The sequence below is a fragment of the Mycobacterium sp. genome (genome assembly GCF_019243155.1).
Taxonomy (GTDB): domain Bacteria; phylum Actinomycetota; class Actinomycetes; order Mycobacteriales; family Mycobacteriaceae; genus Mycobacterium.
The window spans coordinates 1-17,836 of the sequence record NZ_JAFAUS010000493.1 but is presented as its reverse complement, the minus strand read 5'-3'; the positions used below and the strand labels follow the sequence as shown (position 1 = coordinate 17,836).

At 67.8% G+C, this 17,836-nt stretch carries 16 protein-coding genes; 14 read left to right on the top strand and 2 right to left on the bottom strand.

Annotated features, from left to right (window positions below; translation table 11 throughout):
* Together JOZ00_RS24750 and JOZ00_RS24745 are read left to right on the top strand one after the other, a co-directional pair.
* On the top strand, positions 1–1,304 hold a 1,304-nt coding region (locus tag JOZ00_RS24750), incomplete at its 5' end, for an AMP-binding protein (protein WP_293349453.1).
* A complete protein-coding gene (locus JOZ00_RS24745) occupies positions 1,301–4,537 on the top strand; it encodes a carboxyl transferase domain-containing protein (protein WP_293349450.1) in 3,237 nt (1,078 codons plus the stop codon). The genes JOZ00_RS24750 and JOZ00_RS24745, both read left to right, overlap by 4 nt.
* 13 nt (positions 4,538–4,550) lie before the next feature.
* Here JOZ00_RS24745 and JOZ00_RS24740 read toward each other — a convergent pair whose 3' ends face one another.
* A complete protein-coding gene (locus JOZ00_RS24740; protein WP_293349459.1) occupies positions 4,551–4,874 on the bottom strand; it encodes a PE-PGRS family protein in 324 nt (107 codons plus the stop codon).
* A gap of 144 nt (positions 4,875–5,018) precedes the next feature.
* On the opposite strand from JOZ00_RS24740, the gene JOZ00_RS24735 reads away from it, so the two are divergent.
* From JOZ00_RS24735 to JOZ00_RS24725, 3 genes are read left to right on the top strand one after another with little or no spacing between them, the layout of a single operon-like run.
* Positions 5,019–5,801 carry an SDR family oxidoreductase gene (locus tag JOZ00_RS24735; RefSeq protein ID WP_293349447.1) on the top strand — a complete coding sequence of 261 codons (783 nt, stop codon included), beginning with the start codon at positions 5,019–5,021 and terminating at the stop codon, positions 5,799–5,801.
* Positions 5,798–6,988 carry an acyl-CoA dehydrogenase family protein gene (locus tag JOZ00_RS24730; protein WP_293349444.1) on the top strand — a complete coding sequence of 397 codons (1,191 nt, stop codon included), beginning with the start codon at positions 5,798–5,800 and terminating at the stop codon, positions 6,986–6,988. The genes JOZ00_RS24735 and JOZ00_RS24730 overlap by 4 nt, the downstream gene beginning before the upstream one ends.
* Complete coding sequence (locus tag JOZ00_RS24725; RefSeq protein WP_293349441.1) at positions 6,985–8,082, top strand: acyl-CoA dehydrogenase family protein; 1,098 nt, start codon at positions 6,985–6,987, stop codon at positions 8,080–8,082. The genes JOZ00_RS24730 and JOZ00_RS24725 overlap by 4 nt, the downstream gene beginning before the upstream one ends.
* A 69-nt stretch (positions 8,083–8,151) precedes the next feature.
* On the opposite strand, the gene JOZ00_RS24720 is transcribed toward JOZ00_RS24725, so the two are convergent.
* Positions 8,152–8,892: a dienelactone hydrolase family protein gene (locus JOZ00_RS24720; protein WP_293349438.1), complete on the bottom strand. Its 741-nt coding sequence runs from the start codon at positions 8,890–8,892 to the stop codon at positions 8,152–8,154.
* A gap of 97 nt (positions 8,893–8,989) precedes the next feature.
* Here JOZ00_RS24720 and JOZ00_RS24715 point away from each other — a divergent pair, with 97 nt between their 5' ends.
* The 9 genes from JOZ00_RS24715 to JOZ00_RS24675 form a co-directional block, all read left to right on the top strand.
* A complete protein-coding gene (locus JOZ00_RS24715) occupies positions 8,990–9,790 on the top strand; it encodes a thymidylate synthase (protein ID WP_293349435.1) in 801 nt (266 codons plus the stop codon).
* Positions 9,787–10,287 (top strand): dihydrofolate reductase, encoded by a 501-nt coding sequence (locus JOZ00_RS24710; protein WP_293349432.1) that lies wholly within the window; start codon positions 9,787–9,789, stop codon positions 10,285–10,287. The genes JOZ00_RS24715 and JOZ00_RS24710 overlap by 4 nt, the downstream gene beginning before the upstream one ends.
* A 97-nt stretch (positions 10,288–10,384) precedes the next feature.
* The gene (locus tag JOZ00_RS24705) at positions 10,385–11,110 is read left to right on the top strand and encodes a cell division protein DivIVA (RefSeq protein ID WP_293349429.1); all 726 of its coding nucleotides are present in this window, start codon (positions 10,385–10,387) and stop codon (positions 11,108–11,110) included.
* A 25-nt stretch (positions 11,111–11,135) separates the two neighbouring features.
* Positions 11,136–12,383 carry a crosslink repair DNA glycosylase YcaQ family protein gene (locus tag JOZ00_RS24700; RefSeq protein ID WP_293349456.1) on the top strand — a complete coding sequence of 416 codons (1,248 nt, stop codon included), beginning with the start codon at positions 11,136–11,138 and terminating at the stop codon, positions 12,381–12,383.
* On the top strand, positions 12,383–13,783 hold the full coding sequence (locus JOZ00_RS24695) for a type I restriction-modification system subunit M (RefSeq protein WP_293349426.1): 1,401 nt from the start codon (positions 12,383–12,385) through the stop codon (positions 13,781–13,783). Before JOZ00_RS24700 ends, JOZ00_RS24695 begins: the two co-directional genes overlap by 1 nt.
* Positions 13,780–14,841 (top strand): restriction endonuclease subunit S, encoded by a 1,062-nt coding sequence (locus JOZ00_RS24690; protein ID WP_293349423.1) that lies wholly within the window; start codon positions 13,780–13,782, stop codon positions 14,839–14,841. The genes JOZ00_RS24695 and JOZ00_RS24690 overlap by 4 nt, the downstream gene beginning before the upstream one ends.
* Positions 14,842–14,851: 10 nt before the next feature.
* A complete protein-coding gene (gene thyX / locus JOZ00_RS24685) occupies positions 14,852–15,604 on the top strand; it encodes an FAD-dependent thymidylate synthase (RefSeq protein WP_293349420.1) in 753 nt (250 codons plus the stop codon).
* 60 nt (positions 15,605–15,664) lie between these two features.
* The gene (gene dapA / locus JOZ00_RS24680; RefSeq protein WP_293349417.1) at positions 15,665–16,567 is read left to right on the top strand and encodes a 4-hydroxy-tetrahydrodipicolinate synthase; all 903 of its coding nucleotides are present in this window, start codon (positions 15,665–15,667) and stop codon (positions 16,565–16,567) included.
* 16 nt (positions 16,568–16,583) lie between these two features.
* On the top strand, positions 16,584–17,836 hold a 1,253-nt coding region (locus JOZ00_RS24675; RefSeq protein ID WP_293349414.1), incomplete at its 3' end, for a ribonuclease J.

The following is a 17,836-nucleotide window of genomic DNA, read 5'->3' as shown; positions in this document are numbered from 1 at the left end:
GCGCCGACGGCGTGCAGCCGGGCGACCGTGTCGCAGTGCGCTACCCGGCGGGCCTCGACTGGGTGCTGGCGTTCTGGGGCATTGTGATGGCCGGCGGTATCGCGGTGGCCGTCAATACGCGGTCCGCGCGACCGGAGGTCGAGTTCGTGCTGTCCGACTCCGGCGCCCGGGTGGATCTGGACCCGGACACCCCACTGCCCGACGGAGCGCCCTACGTCACCGAGAAACTCGGCCGCTCAGATACAGCCGCGCTGTTCTACACCTCGGGCACCACCGGTCATCCGAAGGGCGTGCCGACCACCCACGAAGCTTTCCTGACCAACACCGAGAACGCGATCCGATGCCTCGAGCAGCCAAGAGATCTCGGCGAGGCGATGCGCACCCTCATCTCGGTGCCGCTGTTCCATGTGACCGGCTGCAACTCACAGCTGTTGGCCGCTACCCGTCTCGGGGGAGCGTCGGTGATCATGCCGGCGCTGAACCTCGACGGGCTGATCGGGGCTCTGACCGCCGAGCGGATCTCGGTGCTGGTCACCGTCCCGGCGATCTACTCGTTGATGTTGCGGCACAGTGGTTTCCCCGATGTCGACGTTTCCGGGGTCCGGTGGGTCGGGTACGGTGGCGCCCCGATCGCCCCGTCGCTGGTGCGCTCGGTGAAAAACGCGTTCCCGCAAGCCACGGTGTTCAACGGCTACGGCATGACGGAGACGGCGTCGTTGATGACCGTGCTGCCCGATCGCGACGCCGTCGAGCACGCCGACTCGGTGGGCTATGCGGTCCCCTCGGTGGACCTCGGTCTCGTCCCGTTCGTGGGTGACGAACCCGGTGTGGGGGAGTTGGTCGCGCGCGGTGCCAATGTGACTGCCAGCTACTGGAATCGGCCCGAGGCCACGGCAATCACTTTTGCCGACGGTTGGCTGCATACCGGCGACGTGGTGCGAGTCGACGACGCGGGACGGGTGCACATCGTCGATCGGCTCAAGGACATCATCAACCGCGGCGGTGAGAACGTGTCCAGCGTCGAGGTTGAGGCCGTGCTGCTCGGGGCGCCGAACGTCGCGGACGCCTGTGTGCTGGCGGTACCCGACGATGTCATGGGGGAGAAAGTGGGCGCGGTGCTGTTCGGCGGTGGCGACGACATCGACGTGCCGGCGGTCGTTGAGCACTGCCGCGGGCAGCTGGCCGACTTCAAGATTCCGCAATACGTCACGGTGGTGGACAGCGCCCTGCCGCGCAACGCCGGCGGCAAGCTACTCAAGGGCACACTCCGTGAGCAGGTGCGGTGGGGAGACCAGCTGCGATGAGTACGGTGCTGATCGCCAACCGTGGTGAGATCGCGCTTCGAATCATCCGCACGGCAATCGAACTGGGCGAGCGAACGATCGCGGTCTACGCCGAAGACGACGCCGACAGCCCACATGTGCATGCGGCCGACGAAGCGATCGGCCTTCCCGGAGCGGGGCCGCAGGCTTACCTGGACTGCTCCGCCATACTGGCCGCAGCGAAAAGCTCCGGCGCGGAGGTGGTCCATCCCGGCTACGGATTCCTCAGCGAGAGAGCGGAATTCGCGCAAGCGTGCGCGGACGCGGGGTTGACGTTCGTGGGGCCGGACGCCGGCGTGCTCAAGACGTTCGGCAACAAGTCCTCGGCTCGGGCGGCCGCGGTGACGGCCGGGGTTCCGGTGCTGCCGGCCACCGAGGGGCCGAGCAGCGTGGATGACGTGCGCGCCTTCTTCGCCGCGCACGACGGCGGGATCATGATCAAGGCGCTCGCCGGCGGCGGCGGGCGCGGCATGCGCAAGGTGCACAGCGCCGAACAGATCGACAGCGCCTACCAACTGTGTGCGGCCGAAGCCAAACTGGGCTTCGGCGATCCGGCGTTGTTCGCCGAGGCGCTGCTCGAAGACGCGCGGCACATCGAAGTGCAAGTCGTCGCCGCACCGGCCAGACACCAAACCCACGCGCTCGCCCTCGGCGACCGGGACTGCAGCATTCAGCGGCGATATCAGAAGCTCATCGAAATCGCGCCGGCCCAGGCGCTTTCGGATGGCCTGCGCCGCAAGCTGCACCAGGCCGCGGTCCGGCTGTGCGCGCGGGTGGGCTTGCGCGGGCTGGCTACGGTCGAATTCCTGGTCACCGGTGAGGAATTCGTCTTCCTCGAAGTCAACCCGCGAATTCAGGTAGAGCACACGATCACCGAGGAGACTACCGGATTCGATCTGGTGGCCGTCCAGTTGGCCATCGCCGGCGGCGCTTCCTACTACCAACTGGGGCTACCGTCGGCAATCGCTTCCGATGGCACCGAGGTGATCGGCGAGCCGGCCGCGCAGCGGGGCATCGCGATTCAGGCCAGGGTCAACATGGAAACCTTCGGCCCCGACCACACCGTCCTGCCCGCTGCGGGCACGCTGACCGTGTTCTCCCCGCCGAGCGGTCCCGGGGTGCGCGTCGACACCTACGGCCGCGCGGGGCTGACCGCGAGCCCGCAGTACGACTCGCTGCTGGCCAAGGTCATAGCGCATGTGCACGGACAGTCGGCGCGCAGCGCGGTGCGCAAGGTCCGCACCGCCCTCGCCGAGTTCAGCATCGAGGGCATCGCAACGAACATTCGATTCCTGCGCGAGTTGCTCTCCGAGGAGCAAGTCGAATCCGGTTGGGCCAGCACGGGTTTCCTCGATGAGAAGCTCCCCGAGCTGACCGCGGCGGCGTTGTCGCATCAGCACGATGTCCGCGTCGAGGCCGTCGAACTGTTCCCCGGGGAAGACGTGCTGCGCTCGCAACTGGCCGGCACCGTCATCGAGGTGGCCTCCGAGGACGCTGATTTCGGTGCGGGTAGCCAGCTGGTCGTGCTCGAGGCGATGAAGATGCAGCACGTGCTCGTCGCGCCGGACGCGCTGCGGACCGTCCGGATATTGGTGGCACCCGGACAGGTGGTGGGGACCGGAGACCCGCTGCTGGTGTTCACCCGCACAGGATCCGGCGCCGATGGTCACTCCGCCGCGGCGACGGAGGATCTCGACCAGTCACGCGCCGACCTCGACGAGGTCACACATCGGCACTTTCTCACCCTCGACGAGGGCCGGGAGGCCGCGGTTGCCAAGCGGCACAATCAGAATCGCCGCACCGCACGGGAGAACATCGTTGATCTGATCGATCCGGGCAGCCTCGTCGAATACGGCGCGCTGGCCATTGCGGCACAGCGCAGCCGACGCTCGGAAGAAGACTTGATCGCCAACACACCGGCCGACGGTCTAATCGCCGGCCTGGCGACGATCGGTGCGGACCGCTTCGGCCGGGCGGCGGCCGAGGTCGTCGTGGTGTCCTACGACTACACGGTGCTGGCCGGCACACAGGGCATGCGCAACCATGCCAAGACCGACCGCATCTTCGACCTGGCCGCTCGAAAGCGGGTGCCGGTGGTGTTGTTCGCCGAGGGCGGCGGCGGCCGTCCGGGGGACACCGACGTCGGCGGCGCCGCGGGACTGGACGTGCCGACCTTCCGGATGCTGGCGGGGTTGCGCGGCCGGGTGCCGCTGGTGTCGATCGTCTCGGGCCGGTGCTTCGCGGGCAACGCGGCGCTGGCCGGGGTGTGTGACGTGATCATCGCTACCCCGGACGCCAACATCGGCATGGGCGGACCGGCGATGATCGAGGGCGGCGGCCTGGGGGTGTACCCACCCGAGGCGATCGGGCCCATCGGCGTCCAGCGGCGCAACGGGGTGGTCAGCGTGGTCGCCCGCGACGAGGCGCACGCCGTGGCGCTGGCCAAGCACTATCTGTCGTACTTTCAGGGCGATCTCGACGACTGGGAGGCGCCCGATCCGCGTCTGGCCCGGCATGTGGTGCCGCAGAACCGGTTACGCGCGTACGACGTCCACCTCGCGATCGGCGCGGTCGTCGACGTCGGCTCCGTCCTGGAGCTGCGACCCGACTACGGCGTCGGGATCGTCACCGCGCTGGTGCGCGTCGAAGGCGCGGCGTACGGGCTGATCGCCAATAGCAGTCATCACCTGGGCGGTGCCATCGACGCCGAGGCCGCCGATAAGGCCGGGGACTTTCTGGACTTGTGCGAATCGTTTGGGCTGCCGGTCATTTCGCTGTGCGACACCCCCGGTTTCATGGTGGGGCCGGACGCGGAGAAAGAGGCCGCAGTCCGCCGGTTCGGCCGGATGTTCGTCCTCGGCGCGCGGCTGACGGTGCCGGTCGGAATGATCATTCTGCGCAAGGGTTATGGGCTCGGCGCGATGGCAATGGCCGGTGGGTCATTCCGCGCGCCGCAGTTCACCATCGCCTGGCCGACCGGCGAGATCGGCGGGATGGGGCTGGAAGGCGCCGTGCGCCTGGGATTCAGCAAGGAGCTGGCGGCCGTCGACGGTCCGCACGAACGGCAGAACCTCTTCGACCGTCTGGTGGCGGCGGCCTACGAGCACGGAAAGGCGCTGCGCTCGGCCACCGCGTTCGAGCTGGACGACGTCATCGACCCAGCAGACTCCCGGGCCTGGATCACCAGGCTCCGGGAGTCTGAGAGGTCGAACTAGTCAGGAGGGCCGATCAGCCGTGGCCGGAACCACAACCGACGCCCGGAAGACATCCGGTGCCACCCGGCACGCCGCCCGGACCGGCGAACTGACCGCCGGAGCCGCAGCCGACGCCCGGAACACAGCCGGTGCCGCCCGGACCACCACCGGGACCGCCGTTCTGCCCGCCGGAGCCGCAGTTGCCGCTGGGGTCACAGCCGCCGCCGCCCGGGTCGTCCTTGAAGATCACGTGAGTAGGTGCGGAGGTCGCATTGGCGGGGGCGATGGCGCCGGTGACGGCGAACGGTGCAGCGGCAAAAGCGGCCGCCGCAGCCCCGGCCACGACCAGTCTTTTCAGGGGGGTTAATTTCGCTAACATGCCCTCCGCATACCACGCAAAATGCTGTCCAAAACATTTCCTGCTAGCTGGGCTAACTGAACCTCCCCGCCGGCCCCTCCACCAGCAAGGTCGGCCCTCTGACGCGACGGAAGGCATACCGACATGACCCCTCAAGATCTGACCGGCCGCACCGCCATCATCACCGGTGCGTCACGCGGAATCGGGTTAGCTATCGCGCAGGAATTGGCGGCCGCCGGGGCCAATGTGGTGCTCACCGCCCGCAAGCAGGAGGCCGCCGACGAGGCTGCGGCTCAGGTGGGGGAGAAAGCGGTAGGCGTCGGCGCTCATGCGGTCGACGAGGACGCCGCGCGGCGCTGTGTGGATCTGACGCTCGAGCGCTTCGGCAGCGTGGACATCCTGATCAACAACGCCGGGACCAATCCGGCGTTCGGTCCGCTGATCGACCAGGACCACGCGCGGTTCACCAAGATCTTTGACGTCAACCTGTGGGCGCCGCTCATGTGGACCTCGCTGGTCGTCAAATCGTGGATGGGCGAGCACGGCGGCGCGATCGTCAACACCGCCTCGATCGGCGGCCTGCACCAGTCGCCGGCCATGGGCATGTACAACGCCACCAAGGCCGCGCTGATCCATGTCACCAAGCAGCTGGCGCTCGAACTCTCGCCCCGGGTGCGGGTCAACGCCATCGCCCCGGGCGTGGTGCGTACCCGGCTGGCCGAGGCGCTGTGGAAGGACAACGAGGACCCGTTGGGGTCGTCGATAGCGCTCGGACGCATCGGTGAGCCGGCGGACGTGGCCGGCGCGGTCGCCTTCCTGGTCTCCGATGCGGCGAGCTGGATCACCGGCGAGACGATGGTGATCGACGGCGGCCTGCTGCTCGGCGCCGCGCAGGGCTTCCAGACTCGACCGGGCGGCGGGCAATGAGTGCCGTCGACGCGGGGGACCTGGACGCACGCTTGCAGGCCCTGCTCGACGCGCACGATCCGAAGAGCACCGAGACGCGGGAATTCCTCGGCGCCCAGTACGACGCGGGGCTGGCATGGGTGCATCTGCCCGAAGGCTTCGGCGGACTGGACCTGCCGCGCAAAGCCCAGGAACACGTCGACGCCCGGCTTGCCGCCGCGGGTGCACCGGTGGGCGGCACTGAAAAGAACTACATCGGCATGGGCATGGCGGCACCGACCATCGCCGCGTTCGGGACCGACGATCAGAAGCGAAAGTTCTTGCGCCCCTTGTTCACCGGCGAGCAGATCTATTGCCAGTTGTTCAGCGAACCCGGTGCCGGTTCGGACCTGGCCGGAGTGTCCACCCGCGCCGTCCGCGACGGTGACGAGTGGATTGTCAACGGACAGAAGGTGTGGACGTCGCAGGCGCAGCACGCGCAAATGGCCATCCTGGTGGCTCGGACCGACCCGGCCGTGCCCAAACACTTCGGCTTGACGTACTTCCTGTGCGACATGACGCAACCCGGCGTCGAGGTCCGGCCGCTGCGGCAGATCACCGGCGAGGCGGAGTTCAACGAGGTGTTCCTTACCGACGTCCGGATACCCGATGCGAACCGGCTCGGCGCCGAGGGCGGCGGCTGGCGGGTCGCGACCACGACACTGAACAACGAGCGGGTCGCGATCGGCTCGCGCGCCGGCACTCCGCGCGAGGGCGGTCACATCGGCAAGGTGACCGCCGCCTGGCGCAACAAGCCGGCGTTGCGCAACCCCGCGATGCATGACGAGCTGATGCGGCTGTGGGTCGGCGCGGAAGTCTTTCGGCTGGCCGGTGAGCGGCTGCGCCAGCAGGCCAGCGCCGGTCAGCCCGGACCGGAGGGCGCGGGCATGAAGGTGGCCTTCGCCTCGCTCGCGCAAGCCATTTCGGGATTCGAGATCGAGCTGCACGGCGAAGCGGGACTGCAGTACGACGACTGGACGATGCGCAGACCCGAGACGGTCGACCTGATCGGTCGCGAAGCCGGGTACCGCTACCTGAGGGCGCGCGGCAACTCGATCGAGGGCGGTACGTCGGAGATCCTGCGCAACACCATCTCCGAGCGGATCCTCGGCCTGCCCGGCGAGCACCGCGTCGACAAGGACGTCCCCTGGAAGGATCTGGATCGATGAGCGTCGGCGATCTGCTGTACTCCGACACCGAGGACGCGCTGCGCGACAGCGTTCGTCAGTTGTTCGCCGACCGCTGCCCACCCGAATCGGTGGCACATGCCTACGACTCTGCGCCGCAGGACTTTTCGAGAGTTTGGTTGACGCTTGCCGTCGAACTCGGGGTGGCCGGCCTGCTGGTTCCCGAGTCGCTCGGCGGGGCAGGCGCAAGTACCCGCGAGGCCGCGGTCGTCATGGAGGAGATCGGCCGGGCCGTCGCGCCGGTGCCGTTCCTGTCCAGCGCGGTCCTGGCGACGGTCGCCCTGCTGCGTGCAGGTGACAGCGAGACCGTGTCGAGGCTGGCGCAAGGCGAGGTGACCGCGGCGTTGGTGGTGCCGTTGTCGGCGGCGCCGGGCGACGCGATCGATTCGGTGAGCGTGGGCACCGACGGGTTGACCGGATCGGTCACCAGTGTCGCCGGTGCCGCGGAGGCGGACGTGCTGGTGGTGCCGGTGGCCGGCGCGGATGGGCTGGAATTGCACACCGTCTCCCGCGACGCCGCGGGGGTGCAGGTATCGCCGCTGCTGGCGCTGGACATGACGAGACCCCTTGCGAATGTGTCGTTTTCGGCAGCGTCCTCGTCATGCGTCGGGCCGGGCGACGAGCCGATCGCCGAGGCGCTACTAACCGGGGCGGCCCTGCTTGCGTCCGAGCAACTCGGAGTGGCCCAGTGGTGTTTCGACACCACTTTGGAATATGCCAAGCAGCGCAAGCAGTTTGGGCGCGCCATCGGCTCGTACCAGGCGATCAAACACCGGTTGGCGGATCTGTGGTTCGAGGTCAGCGCGGCGACGGCGGCGGCCCGCTACGCCGCTGACACGTGTGCCCGGGGCGACGACGACGCGGCGGCCGCGGCGGCCGTCGCGCAGGCCTATTGCAGCGACGTCGCTGTGCACGCCGCCGAGGAGTGCGTCCAGTTACACGGCGGCATCGGCATGACGTGGGAGTATTCGGCCCACCTCTATCTGAAGCGAGCCAAGAGCGACCAGTTGGCCTTCGGCACCGCATACCGCCACCGGGCCCGACTGGCCGAACTGGTCGACCTGCCGCCGAACTAGTTGCCCTCGCACTGATGTTTCACGCCGAGGCGCGCGGGCGCGGTGGCCGCGAACCTGCTGCTGGAACGACTAGTGGGGTAGCGCCGAAGCAAAGACGTCCGTCATCGCTTCCCAGTGGCGATCGGCGGCGGCGACGTCGTACGGCTCGTTGTCCGGGACCGCGAAGCCGTGGCCGGCCGTGTACCACTCGATGGTGTGTTGCACGCCGGCCGCCGTAAATGCCTTCTCCAGCTGTTCGGCGTGATCCGGCGTGAAGGACGCGTCGTTCTCGGCACCCCCCACATAGACCGTGGCCTTCATCCGGTTGGCCAGCAAATGCGGGCTGTCCGCGGTGTCGGTCACCAGACCGCCGCCGTGGAAGGACGCCGCGGCACCGACGCGGTCGGGCGCCGTGCCGGCCAGGGTGACCGAGATTCGCCCACCCATGCAGTAGCCGCACACGCCGAAGCGCCCGCCCGACACCTCCGGGCGAGCGGTCAGGTAGTCGAACAGCGCGTTGGCGTCGTCGGTGATCTTGTCCGCGGTGAGGCCGCCGATCATCGAGAACAGCCGGTTGCGCTCGTTCTGGTCGCTGAAGACCGTCTTCATGTCGAACGGTGCCCAGTCACCGCTGCGGTAGTACACGTCCGGAACCAGCACGGCATAGCCGTACCCGGCCAGCTTGGTGGCCATCTGGGAGAAGGTGTCGCGAGCCCCGCCCGCGTCGGGGAACATGACGACGCCGGGCCACGGCCCGGACCCGTCGGGAGTGAACAGTGCGACGGGGCAGCTACCGTCGGGGGTGGTGACGGTGTCCGTGATCTTGGGCATGGCTATTTTCTACTCCTAGCAATCATTGCTAATTTAATCGACGCCGACCCGCCGCGCCCGGCTTCGCTGCGCCCGGCTTCGCCGTTAGGCTGACGGCGTGCCGATCCCCACGCCCTACGAGGACCTACTGCGCGTGGTGCTCGAGCGGGGCACGGCCAAGGGGGACCGCACCGGCACCGGGACTCGCAGCCTGTTCGGCCAGCAGTTGCGCTATGACCTGTCGGCCGGTTTCCCACTGCTGACCACTAAGAAGGTGCACTTCAAATCGGTGGTCTACGAGTTGCTGTGGTTCCTGCGGGGCGACTCCAACGTCGGCTGGTTGCAGGAGCACGGCGTCACGATTTGGGATGAATGGGCAAGCAGCACAGGCGATCTCGGGCCGATCTACGGCGTGCAATGGCGGTCTTGGCCGACGCCGTCGGGTGAGCACATCGACCAGATCAGCGCCGCGCTGGAACTGCTGCGCACCGATCCGAACTCCCGGCGCAACATCGTCTCGGCATGGAACGTCGGTGAGATCCCGCAGATGGCGCTGCCGCCGTGTCACGCCTTCTTCCAGTTCTACGTTGCCGACGGGCGGCTGAGCTGCCAGCTGTACCAGCGCAGCGCCGACCTGTTTCTCGGAGTGCCGTTCAACATTGCCAGCTACGCGCTGCTCACGCACATGATGGCCGCGCAGGCCGGTCTGTCGGTCGGGGAGTTCGTGTGGACCGGCGGCGACTGCCACATCTATGACAACCATGTAGAGCAGGTACGGCTGCAACTCGGCCGTGAGCCGCGGCCCTACCCAGAACTCGTTCTGGCCCATCGGGATTCCATCTTCGACTACACCTACGACGACGTCGTCGTGAAGAACTACGATCCGCACCCCGCCATCAAGGCCGCCGTCGCTGTATGACCGACAAGACCGAGGTGGGCCTGGTCTGGGCTCAGTCGACCTCCGGCGTCATCGGCCGCGATGGTGACATCCCGTGGCGGGTCCCCGAGGACCTGGCCCGCTTCAAACAGGTCACCACGGGCCACACCGTGATCATGGGCCGGCGCACGTGGCAGTCCCTGCCGGCGCCGGTGCGGCCGCTGCCCGGCCGCCGAAACGTCGTGCTCTCCCGCCAGGCCGACTTCGCGGCGGCCGGGGCGGAGGTCGTCGATTCGTTTCAGGCCGCGCTGTCCGACACCGACACCGAGACCTGGGTCATCGGCGGCGAACAGATCTATCTGCTCGCGCTGCCGCACGCCACCCGGTGCGAGATCACCGAGATCGAAATCGACCTGCGGCGCGATGACGACGACGCCCTGGCGCCCGTGCTGGACGACGACTGGCTGGGTGACACGGGGGAGTGGCTGACCAGCCGCTCGGGGCTGCGATACCGGTTCCACAGCTACCGCCGGCCCTGAACGCACGGCTCCGCCCGTCTTTTGACCTGACATACTCGGACATAGGGGTTGCTCTCTCACCAGGTCTAGCAGGCGTTTCCGGAAGGGGGAATTGGCAGTGATCACCGAACCTGCGAAGACGTTCACTCGCAAGTTCATGGGCTACGACGCGGCTGCGGTGGATGCCCACATCGAGACATTGACCGCCAAGCAACGGCTGCTGGTCGACGATGTGGAGAGTCTGCGGGCGCGTTTGCAGAAATCCGGCGATGAAGCCGCTGCGTTGCGCAAGGAGGTCGCGGTACTCACCGACACTTCGCCGTCGCCGCACGCGATGCAGCAGCGGATGGCGAAGATGCTGCGGCGCGCGGTGGACGAAGTCGCCGAGATGCAGGCCGAGGCGCGGGCCGAGGCGGACGCGCTGATCGCCGACGCCGAGGCCGAGGCCGAGGCCACGCAGCAGAAGCGCGAAGAGATGCTGGCGGAAATGGCCGAGCAGAAAAAGTCCATGGAAGCCGAGTACGAGGAAACCAAGGAAAAGCTGCAGGCCGAGCTGAAGAGCCTGCGCACCGATGCTCAGCAGGCGCGCGAAAAGCTCCTCGCCGAGGCGAAGGAGAGGGCCGACCGGGACCGCGAAGAGGCCCAGCGGGCGGTCCACGAGGCGAGTCGGCAGCGGATCAAGGTTCTCGAGCAGTTGATGGGCGTGTACCGCGACCTGGAGAAGGTCCCGGCCGCCCTCGAATCGGCATACGAAGAGCGGAAGAACGCGCCGGAGGCGGGCTCGGATTCGGACGCCAAGGCCCGGACAGAGGCCCGGACGGACGAAAAGGTCAGCGTCAGCTGATCCTGCGCTCGCGTCTTCGCCGAGACTGTCGGACACGCGCGGTATTCTCGGCGCCGTGTCTGGAAGGCTGTCCGCCGCGCAAGCCCGGCGGATAGCCGTTGCGGCCCAAGGATTTAGCGAGCCGCGCTCGGGCGCCAAGATCACCCGCGCGCATCTGGCGCGGCTGATATCGCGAATCCAAGTGCTCCAACTGGATTCGGTATCGGTGGCGGTGCGCGCCCACTACGCGCCGGTGTTCAGCCGCCTCGGCCCCTACGACCGCGACGTGCTGGACCGCGCCGCGTGGGGCCCGCGTTCCGCACGGCTGCTGGCCGAGTACTGGGCGCACGAGGCCGCGCTGATGGCCGTGGACGACTGGCCGCTGCTGCGCTGGCGGATGCGGCAGTACCGGCACGGCCGCTGGGGGACCCACATCGTCAAGGCCAATCCGCGGCTCGTCGAGGACGTCGTCGCCGCCGTCGCCGAACTCGGGCCCAGCACGGCCGGGCAGATCGAGGCGCATCTGGCCGCCGAGCCGCGCAGGAAAAAGGGAACCTGGTGGACGCGCAGCGACACCAAGTGGATCGCCGAGGCCCTGTTCGCCTCCGGCGTGCTCACCACCTCGACCCGGGTGGGCTTCGCGCGCCACTATGACCTGGTGGAGAGGGTGCTGCCGCCCGCGGTGCTGGCCCGCGAGGTCGACGACGACGAGGCCATCCGTGAGCTCGCGCTGCGGGCCGCCACCGCGCTGGGGGTGGGCACCGAAGCCGACATCCGCGACTACTTCCGGCTGTCGGCCCAGCAGGCCAAGCCCGCGATCGCCGACCTGGTGGCCGCCGGCGAGATCGAACGGGTGGACGTCGACGGCTGGTCCGCGCCTGCCTACCTGCGCGCGGGCCGGGCGGTGCCCCGCCGGGACCGCGGCACCGCGCTGCTGTGTCCGTTCGATCCGCTGATCTTTTTTCGGCCCCGCGTCGAGCGATTGTTCGATTTTCACTACCGCATCGAGATCTACACCCCGGCGGCCAAGCGCCAGTACGGCTACTACGTGTGGCCCCTGCTGGTGGACGGGCAGTTGGTTGCGCGAGTCGACCTCAAGGCCGACCGGACCACCGATTCGCTGCGTGTCCTAGGTGCATTTGCCGAGCCCGATCAACCGCGGGCCCGCGTCGCCGCGGCGCTGGCCGGTGAATTGGAAACGATGGCGGCCTGGCTCGGCCTGGGCGCGGTCAGCGTTGCCGGCCGGGGCGACTTGGCCAAAGACCTACGCGCGGTTGCCAAGCGGGTCAGCTGATGACGTCCGCGGCCAGGGAGCTCAAAGACACGCTGTGGAAGGCGGCCAACAAGCTGCGCGGCGCGCTGCCGGCCGGCCAGTACAAGGACGTCGTTCTCGGGCTGGTGTTTCTGCGGCACGTCTCGGACACGCACTGGAAGTCGTTGGCGGACAACGCTGAATCGCCCGACATCGGCGAACTGGTGGATGCGGCGATGGTCGAGGTGATGTCGGCCACCCCCGCGCTGGCCGACATGCTTCCACTGCTTTACCACGGCGTCGACCATCGCCGGCTCGGTGAGCTGATATCCCTGCTCGACGGTGCGCGATTCGGCGTTCGGGGCGGTGCACGCGACCTGTTGGGCGAGACGTACGAATACTTCCTGGGTAGTTTCGCTCGCGCGGAAGGAAAGCGGGGTGGCGAATTCTTCACCCCGCCCAGCGTCGTGCGGGTGATCGTCGAGGTCCTCGAACCGTCCGGCGGGCGTGTGTACGACCCGTGCTGTGGCTCGGGTGGGATGTTCGTGCAGACAGAGAACTTCATCGCCGAACACGACGGCGATCCCGCGTCCGTGTCGATCTACGGCCAGGAAAGCGTCGAGCAGACCTGGCGAATGGCGAAGATGAACCTCGCCGTCCACGGCATCGACAACACCGGGCTGGGCGTGCGGTGCGCCGACACGTTCGTCGACGATCTGCACGCGGGTGTGCTGATGGATTACGTGATGGCCAATCCGCCGTTCAACATCAAGGATTGGGCTCGCGACGAGAACGACCCGCGCTGGCGCTTCGGCGTCCCGCCCGCCGGCAACGCCAACTACGGCTGGATCCAGCACATCTTGTCCAAGCTGGCCCCCGGCGGCGCCGCGGGTGTGGTGATGGCCAACGGTTCGATGTCGTCGAACGCGGCCGGGGAGGGTGACATCAGGCGGCGGATCGTGGAGGCGGACCTGGTGTCCTGCATGGTCGCACTGCCACCACAGCTGTTCCGCAGCACCGGAATCCCGGTGTGCCTGTGGTTTTTCGCGCTTGCCAAAGCCGACCGGGCGGGTCAAGTGCTGTTCATCGACGCCCGCGGGCTCGGCCACCTGGTGGATCGTGCCGAGCGCGCCCTGACCGATGAGGAGATCGTCCGCATCGGCGACACCTACCACGCCTGGCGCGGATCGTCGTCGGCCGTCGCCAAAGGATCCACGTACGAAGATGTTCCGGGCTTCTGTAAATCCGTTTGGCTCGACGAGATCCGGGCCGCGGGCTACCCGTTGACGCCCGGACGCTACGTCGACGCCCCCGTCGGTGAGCATGACCGCGAGCCGATCGACGCGAAGATTGCCCGGCTGACCGCGGATCTGCTTGGGGCGCTTGACGAATCCGCTCGACTGGAAACAGTCGTGCGTCAACAGGTGAAGCGCCTGCGGTGAAGGCCACGTTGGGCCAATACCTCGACTTCCGCGGCGGAAGCAGCGCGCCCCGGCCCGCGGGCGCGAGCTTTCGCGTCTACGGCGCCAACGGGGCGATCGGGTATGCCGCCGAACACAACGCGAGTGGACCGCTCATCGTCTTGGGGCGCGTCGGATCATATTGCGGCAGCCTGCGATACAGCGATACCGACGCCTGGGTCACCGAGAACGCGATGGTGTGCCGGGCCAAAGATCCGCGGGAGACGCGGTACTGGTACTACGCGCTGCACACCTGCCGGCTGGGCGATCACCGATCCGGTTCGGGACAGCCCCTGCTCAATCAGCGCATCCTGCATGATATTTCGGTCCTGGCCGTCGCAGCAAACGAACGGCAGCCGATCGCCGAACTGCTCGGCGCCCTCGACGACAAGATCGCCGCGAACGAACGCGTGATCGAGACCGCCGAACGCCTGATGGCTGCCATCGCGGAGTCGGTGCCCCACCGCGTGCCGCTGGGCGGCCTTGCGACTCGGTGCACCACGTTCTTGCACGTGGACGAATTCGACGACGTCGTCGCCCACTTCAGCCTCGCCGCGTTCGACGACGGAGCGACGCCGCGCGTCGTCGACGGAGAATCGCTGAAAAGCGGCAAATTCCTGGTGTCGGAGCCGTGCGTGTTGGTCGCGAAGCTGAACCCGAGAATCACGCGAGTCTGGAACGTGGTGATCCCGCCGCCGGAAATGGCTTTGGCCAGTTCGGAATTCGTCGTGCTGAGGCCGGCCGGCATCGAATCGTCCGCCTTGTGGTCGGCGATCCGGCAACCCGAGGTCACAGAAAGGTTGCAGCGCCAGGCAGCGGGAACTTCCGGAAGCCGCCAACGAATACAGCCGAGCGACCTGCTGGATGTCGCGGTTCGCGATGTCCGGCGCCTGAGTCATGCGGCGTCACACCGGATCACCAGTCTGGGGGCCTTGTGTCACGCCCGCCGCGCCGAAAACGCGCGGCTGTCCACCTTCCGCGACACGCTGTTGCCGCTGCTGATGTCGGGCAAGATCCGGATCAGCGAGGCTCCAAGCTAAGGTGAGCGCCGTGGCCGAGACCGCGCCGCTACGCGTGCAACTGATCGCCAAGACCGAGTTCTTGGTGCCCCCGGACGTGCCGTGGACCACCGACGCCGACGGTGGCGCCGCACTGGTCGAGTTCGCAGGGCGAGCCTGCTACCAAAGCTGGTCGAAGCCCAATCCCAGAACCGCGACCAACGCCGGCTACATCAAGCACATCATCGACGTCGGACACTTCTCCGTCCTCGAGCACGCGAATGTGTCGTTCTACATCACCGGCATCTCGCGCTCCTTGACCCACGAGCTGATCCGGCACCGGCATTTCTCCTACTCGCAGCTGTCGCAGCGCTACGTGCCGGAGACGGAATCGCAGATCGTGGTGCCGCCGGGCATGGAAGACGACCCCGAGCTGCGGCAGATCCTGGCCGAGGCCGCCGATGCCAGCCGCGCCACGTACACCGAGCTGCTGGCGAAGCTGGAAGCCAAGTTCGCCGACCAACCCAACGCCGTCCTGCGCCGCAAACAGGCTCGTCAGGCCGCTCGCGCGGTGCTGCCGAACGCGACCGAAACCCGCATCGTCGTGACCGGGAACTATCGGGCCTGGCGCCACTTCATCGCCATGCGCGCCAGCGAGCATGCCGACGTGGAGATCCGGCGCCTGGCCATCGAGTGTCTGCGCCGTCTCGCGGAGGTGGCGCCCCCGGTGTTCGCCGACTTCGAGATCTCCGCGCTGGCCGACGGGACCGAGGTCGCGACCAGCCCACTCGCCACGGAGGCCTAAGAAACACGCGCCCTCGTGCGGGTACTAAACACCTTGCCTACGCCGGGTAATCTGAACACCGTGAGCTCCGCCGGATTCGATGCCCCAGCGCGGTTGGGAACCGTCCTGACCGCATTGGTTACACCGTTTGGCGCGGACGGCTCCCTGGACACCGCCGCAGCCGCGCAGCTGGCAAACCATCTGGTAGACGCCGGGTGTGACGGCCTGGTCGTCTCCGGGACCACCGGGGAATCGCCGACCACGACGGACGACGAGAAAATCGAGTTGCTGCGGACCGTGCTCGAGGCGGTGGGGGACCGCGCGCGCGTCATCGCTGGCGCGGGCACCTACGACACCGCGCACAGCATCAAGCTCGCCAAGGCCTGCGCGGCCGAGGGCGCCCACGGACTCCTGGTCGTCACGCCGTACTACTCCAAGCCGCCCCAGAGCGGGCTGATCGCACACTTCACCGCGGTCGCCGACGCGACCGAATTGCCGGTGGTGCTCTACGACATCCCGCCGCGGTCGGTAGTGCCGATCGAGGCGGCCACCATCCGGGCGCTGGCGTCGCATCCGAACATCGTCGGCATCAAGGACGCCAAGGCCGACCTGCACGGCGGCGGACAGATCATCGCCGAGACCGGCCTCGCCTACTACTCAGGCGACGATGCGCTGAACCTGCCGTGGCTGGCGATGGGCGCCACCGGGTTCATCAGTGTGATCGCCCACGTGGCCGCGGCGCAGCTGCGGGAGTTGTTGTCCGCCTTCGCTTCCGGGGATATTTCTACCGCCCGCAAGATCAACGTCACGATCGCCCCGCTCTGCAACGCGATGGCCCGCCTGGGCGGCGTGACGATGTCCAAGGCGGGGCTGCGTCTGCAGGGTATCGACGTGGGCGACCCGCGGTTGCCGCAAGTGCCCGCGACGCCCGAGCAAACCGAAGCGCTGGCCGCAGACATGCGTGCGGCCTCGGTTCTGCGGTGACCCGGGCGGCCCAAAGGTGAATCAAGACCTCGCCCCTCCTGGTCCCTTGACCACTGGCGGGCTGCGGGTCACCGCGCTGGGCGGGATCAGCGAAATCGGGCGCAACATGACGGTTTTCGAACACCTGGGCCGGCTGTTGATCATCGACTGTGGGGTGATGTTCCCCACGCACGATGAACCCGGTGTCGATCTGATCCTTCCGGATCTGCGTCATGTCGAGGACCGCCTCGACGACGTCGAGGCGCTGGTGTTGACCCACGCGCACGAGGACCACATCGGCGGCATCCCGTTCTTGCTCAAGCTGCGTCCCGACATCCCCGTCGTCGGCTCGAAGTTCACCTTGGCGCTGGTGGCCGCGAAGTGCCGCGAGCATCGCCTCAAGCCGGCATTCGTCGAAGTCACGGAGGGGCAGCGGACCACGCACGGAGTGTTCGAGTGCGAGTACTTCGCGGTCAACCACTCCATTCCGGACGCGCTGGCGATCGCGGTCCACACCGGCGCCGGAACCGTTCTGCACACCGGCGACATCAAGCTCGACCAGCTTCCGCTCGACGGCAGGCCGACCGACCTGCCGGGCATGTCCCGGCTCGGCGACTCTGGCGTGGACCTGTTTTTGTGCGACTCGACCAACTCCGAGATTCCCGGGGTGGGGCCGTCGGAGAGTGAAGTGGGTCCGACGTTGCACCGCCTGATCCGGGGCGCCGACGGCCGCGTGATCGTGGCGTGCTTCGCCTCCAATGTGGACCGGGTGCAACAGATCATCGATGCCGCGGTGGCGCTGGGCCGGCGGGTGTCGTTCGTCGGGCGATCCATGGTGCGCAACATGGGCATCGCGCGGGACCTGGGCTTCCTGCGAGTCGCGGATTCGGACATGGTCGACATCGGCGCCGCCGAAATGATGGCGCCCGAACGGGTGGTGCTGATCACCACCGGCACCCAGGGTGAGCCGATGTCGGCGCTGTCGCGGATGTCGCGCGGCGAGCATCGCAGCATCACGCTGACCGCGGGTGATCTCATCGTGCTGGCGTCGTCGCTGATCCCCGGCAACGAGGAAGCGGTCTACGGCGTCATCGACGAGCTCGCCAAGATCGGCGCCCGTGTCGTCACCAACGCCCAAGCCCGCGTGCATGTTTCGGGCCACGCCTACGCCGGCGAGCTGCTGTTCTTGTACAACGGTGTGCGGCCGCGCAATGTGATGCCCGTGCACGGGACATGGCGGATGCTGCGCGCCAACGCCAAGCTGGCCGCCAGCACCGGAGTTCCCCAGGA

Excerpts from the sequence above, each read along its gene's own strand:
- JOZ00_RS24745 (WP_293349450.1), top strand. The coding sequence starts at position 1,301 with ATGAGTACGGTGCTGATCGCCAACCGTGGTGAGATCGCGCTTCGAATC.
- JOZ00_RS24735 (WP_293349447.1), top strand. The coding sequence starts at position 5,019 with ATGACCCCTCAAGATCTGACCGGCCGCACCGCCATCATCACCGGTGCG.
- JOZ00_RS24730 (WP_293349444.1), top strand. The coding sequence starts at position 5,798 with ATGAGTGCCGTCGACGCGGGGGACCTGGACGCACGCTTGCAGGCCCTG.
- JOZ00_RS24725 (WP_293349441.1), top strand. The coding sequence starts at position 6,985 with ATGAGCGTCGGCGATCTGCTGTACTCCGACACCGAGGACGCGCTGCGC.
- JOZ00_RS24720 (WP_293349438.1), bottom strand. The coding sequence starts at position 8,892 with ATGCCCAAGATCACGGACACCGTCACCACCCCCGACGGTAGCTGCCCC.
- JOZ00_RS24710 (WP_293349432.1), top strand. The coding sequence starts at position 9,787 with ATGACCGACAAGACCGAGGTGGGCCTGGTCTGGGCTCAGTCGACCTCC.
- JOZ00_RS24695 (WP_293349426.1), top strand. The coding sequence starts at position 12,383 with ATGACGTCCGCGGCCAGGGAGCTCAAAGACACGCTGTGGAAGGCGGCC.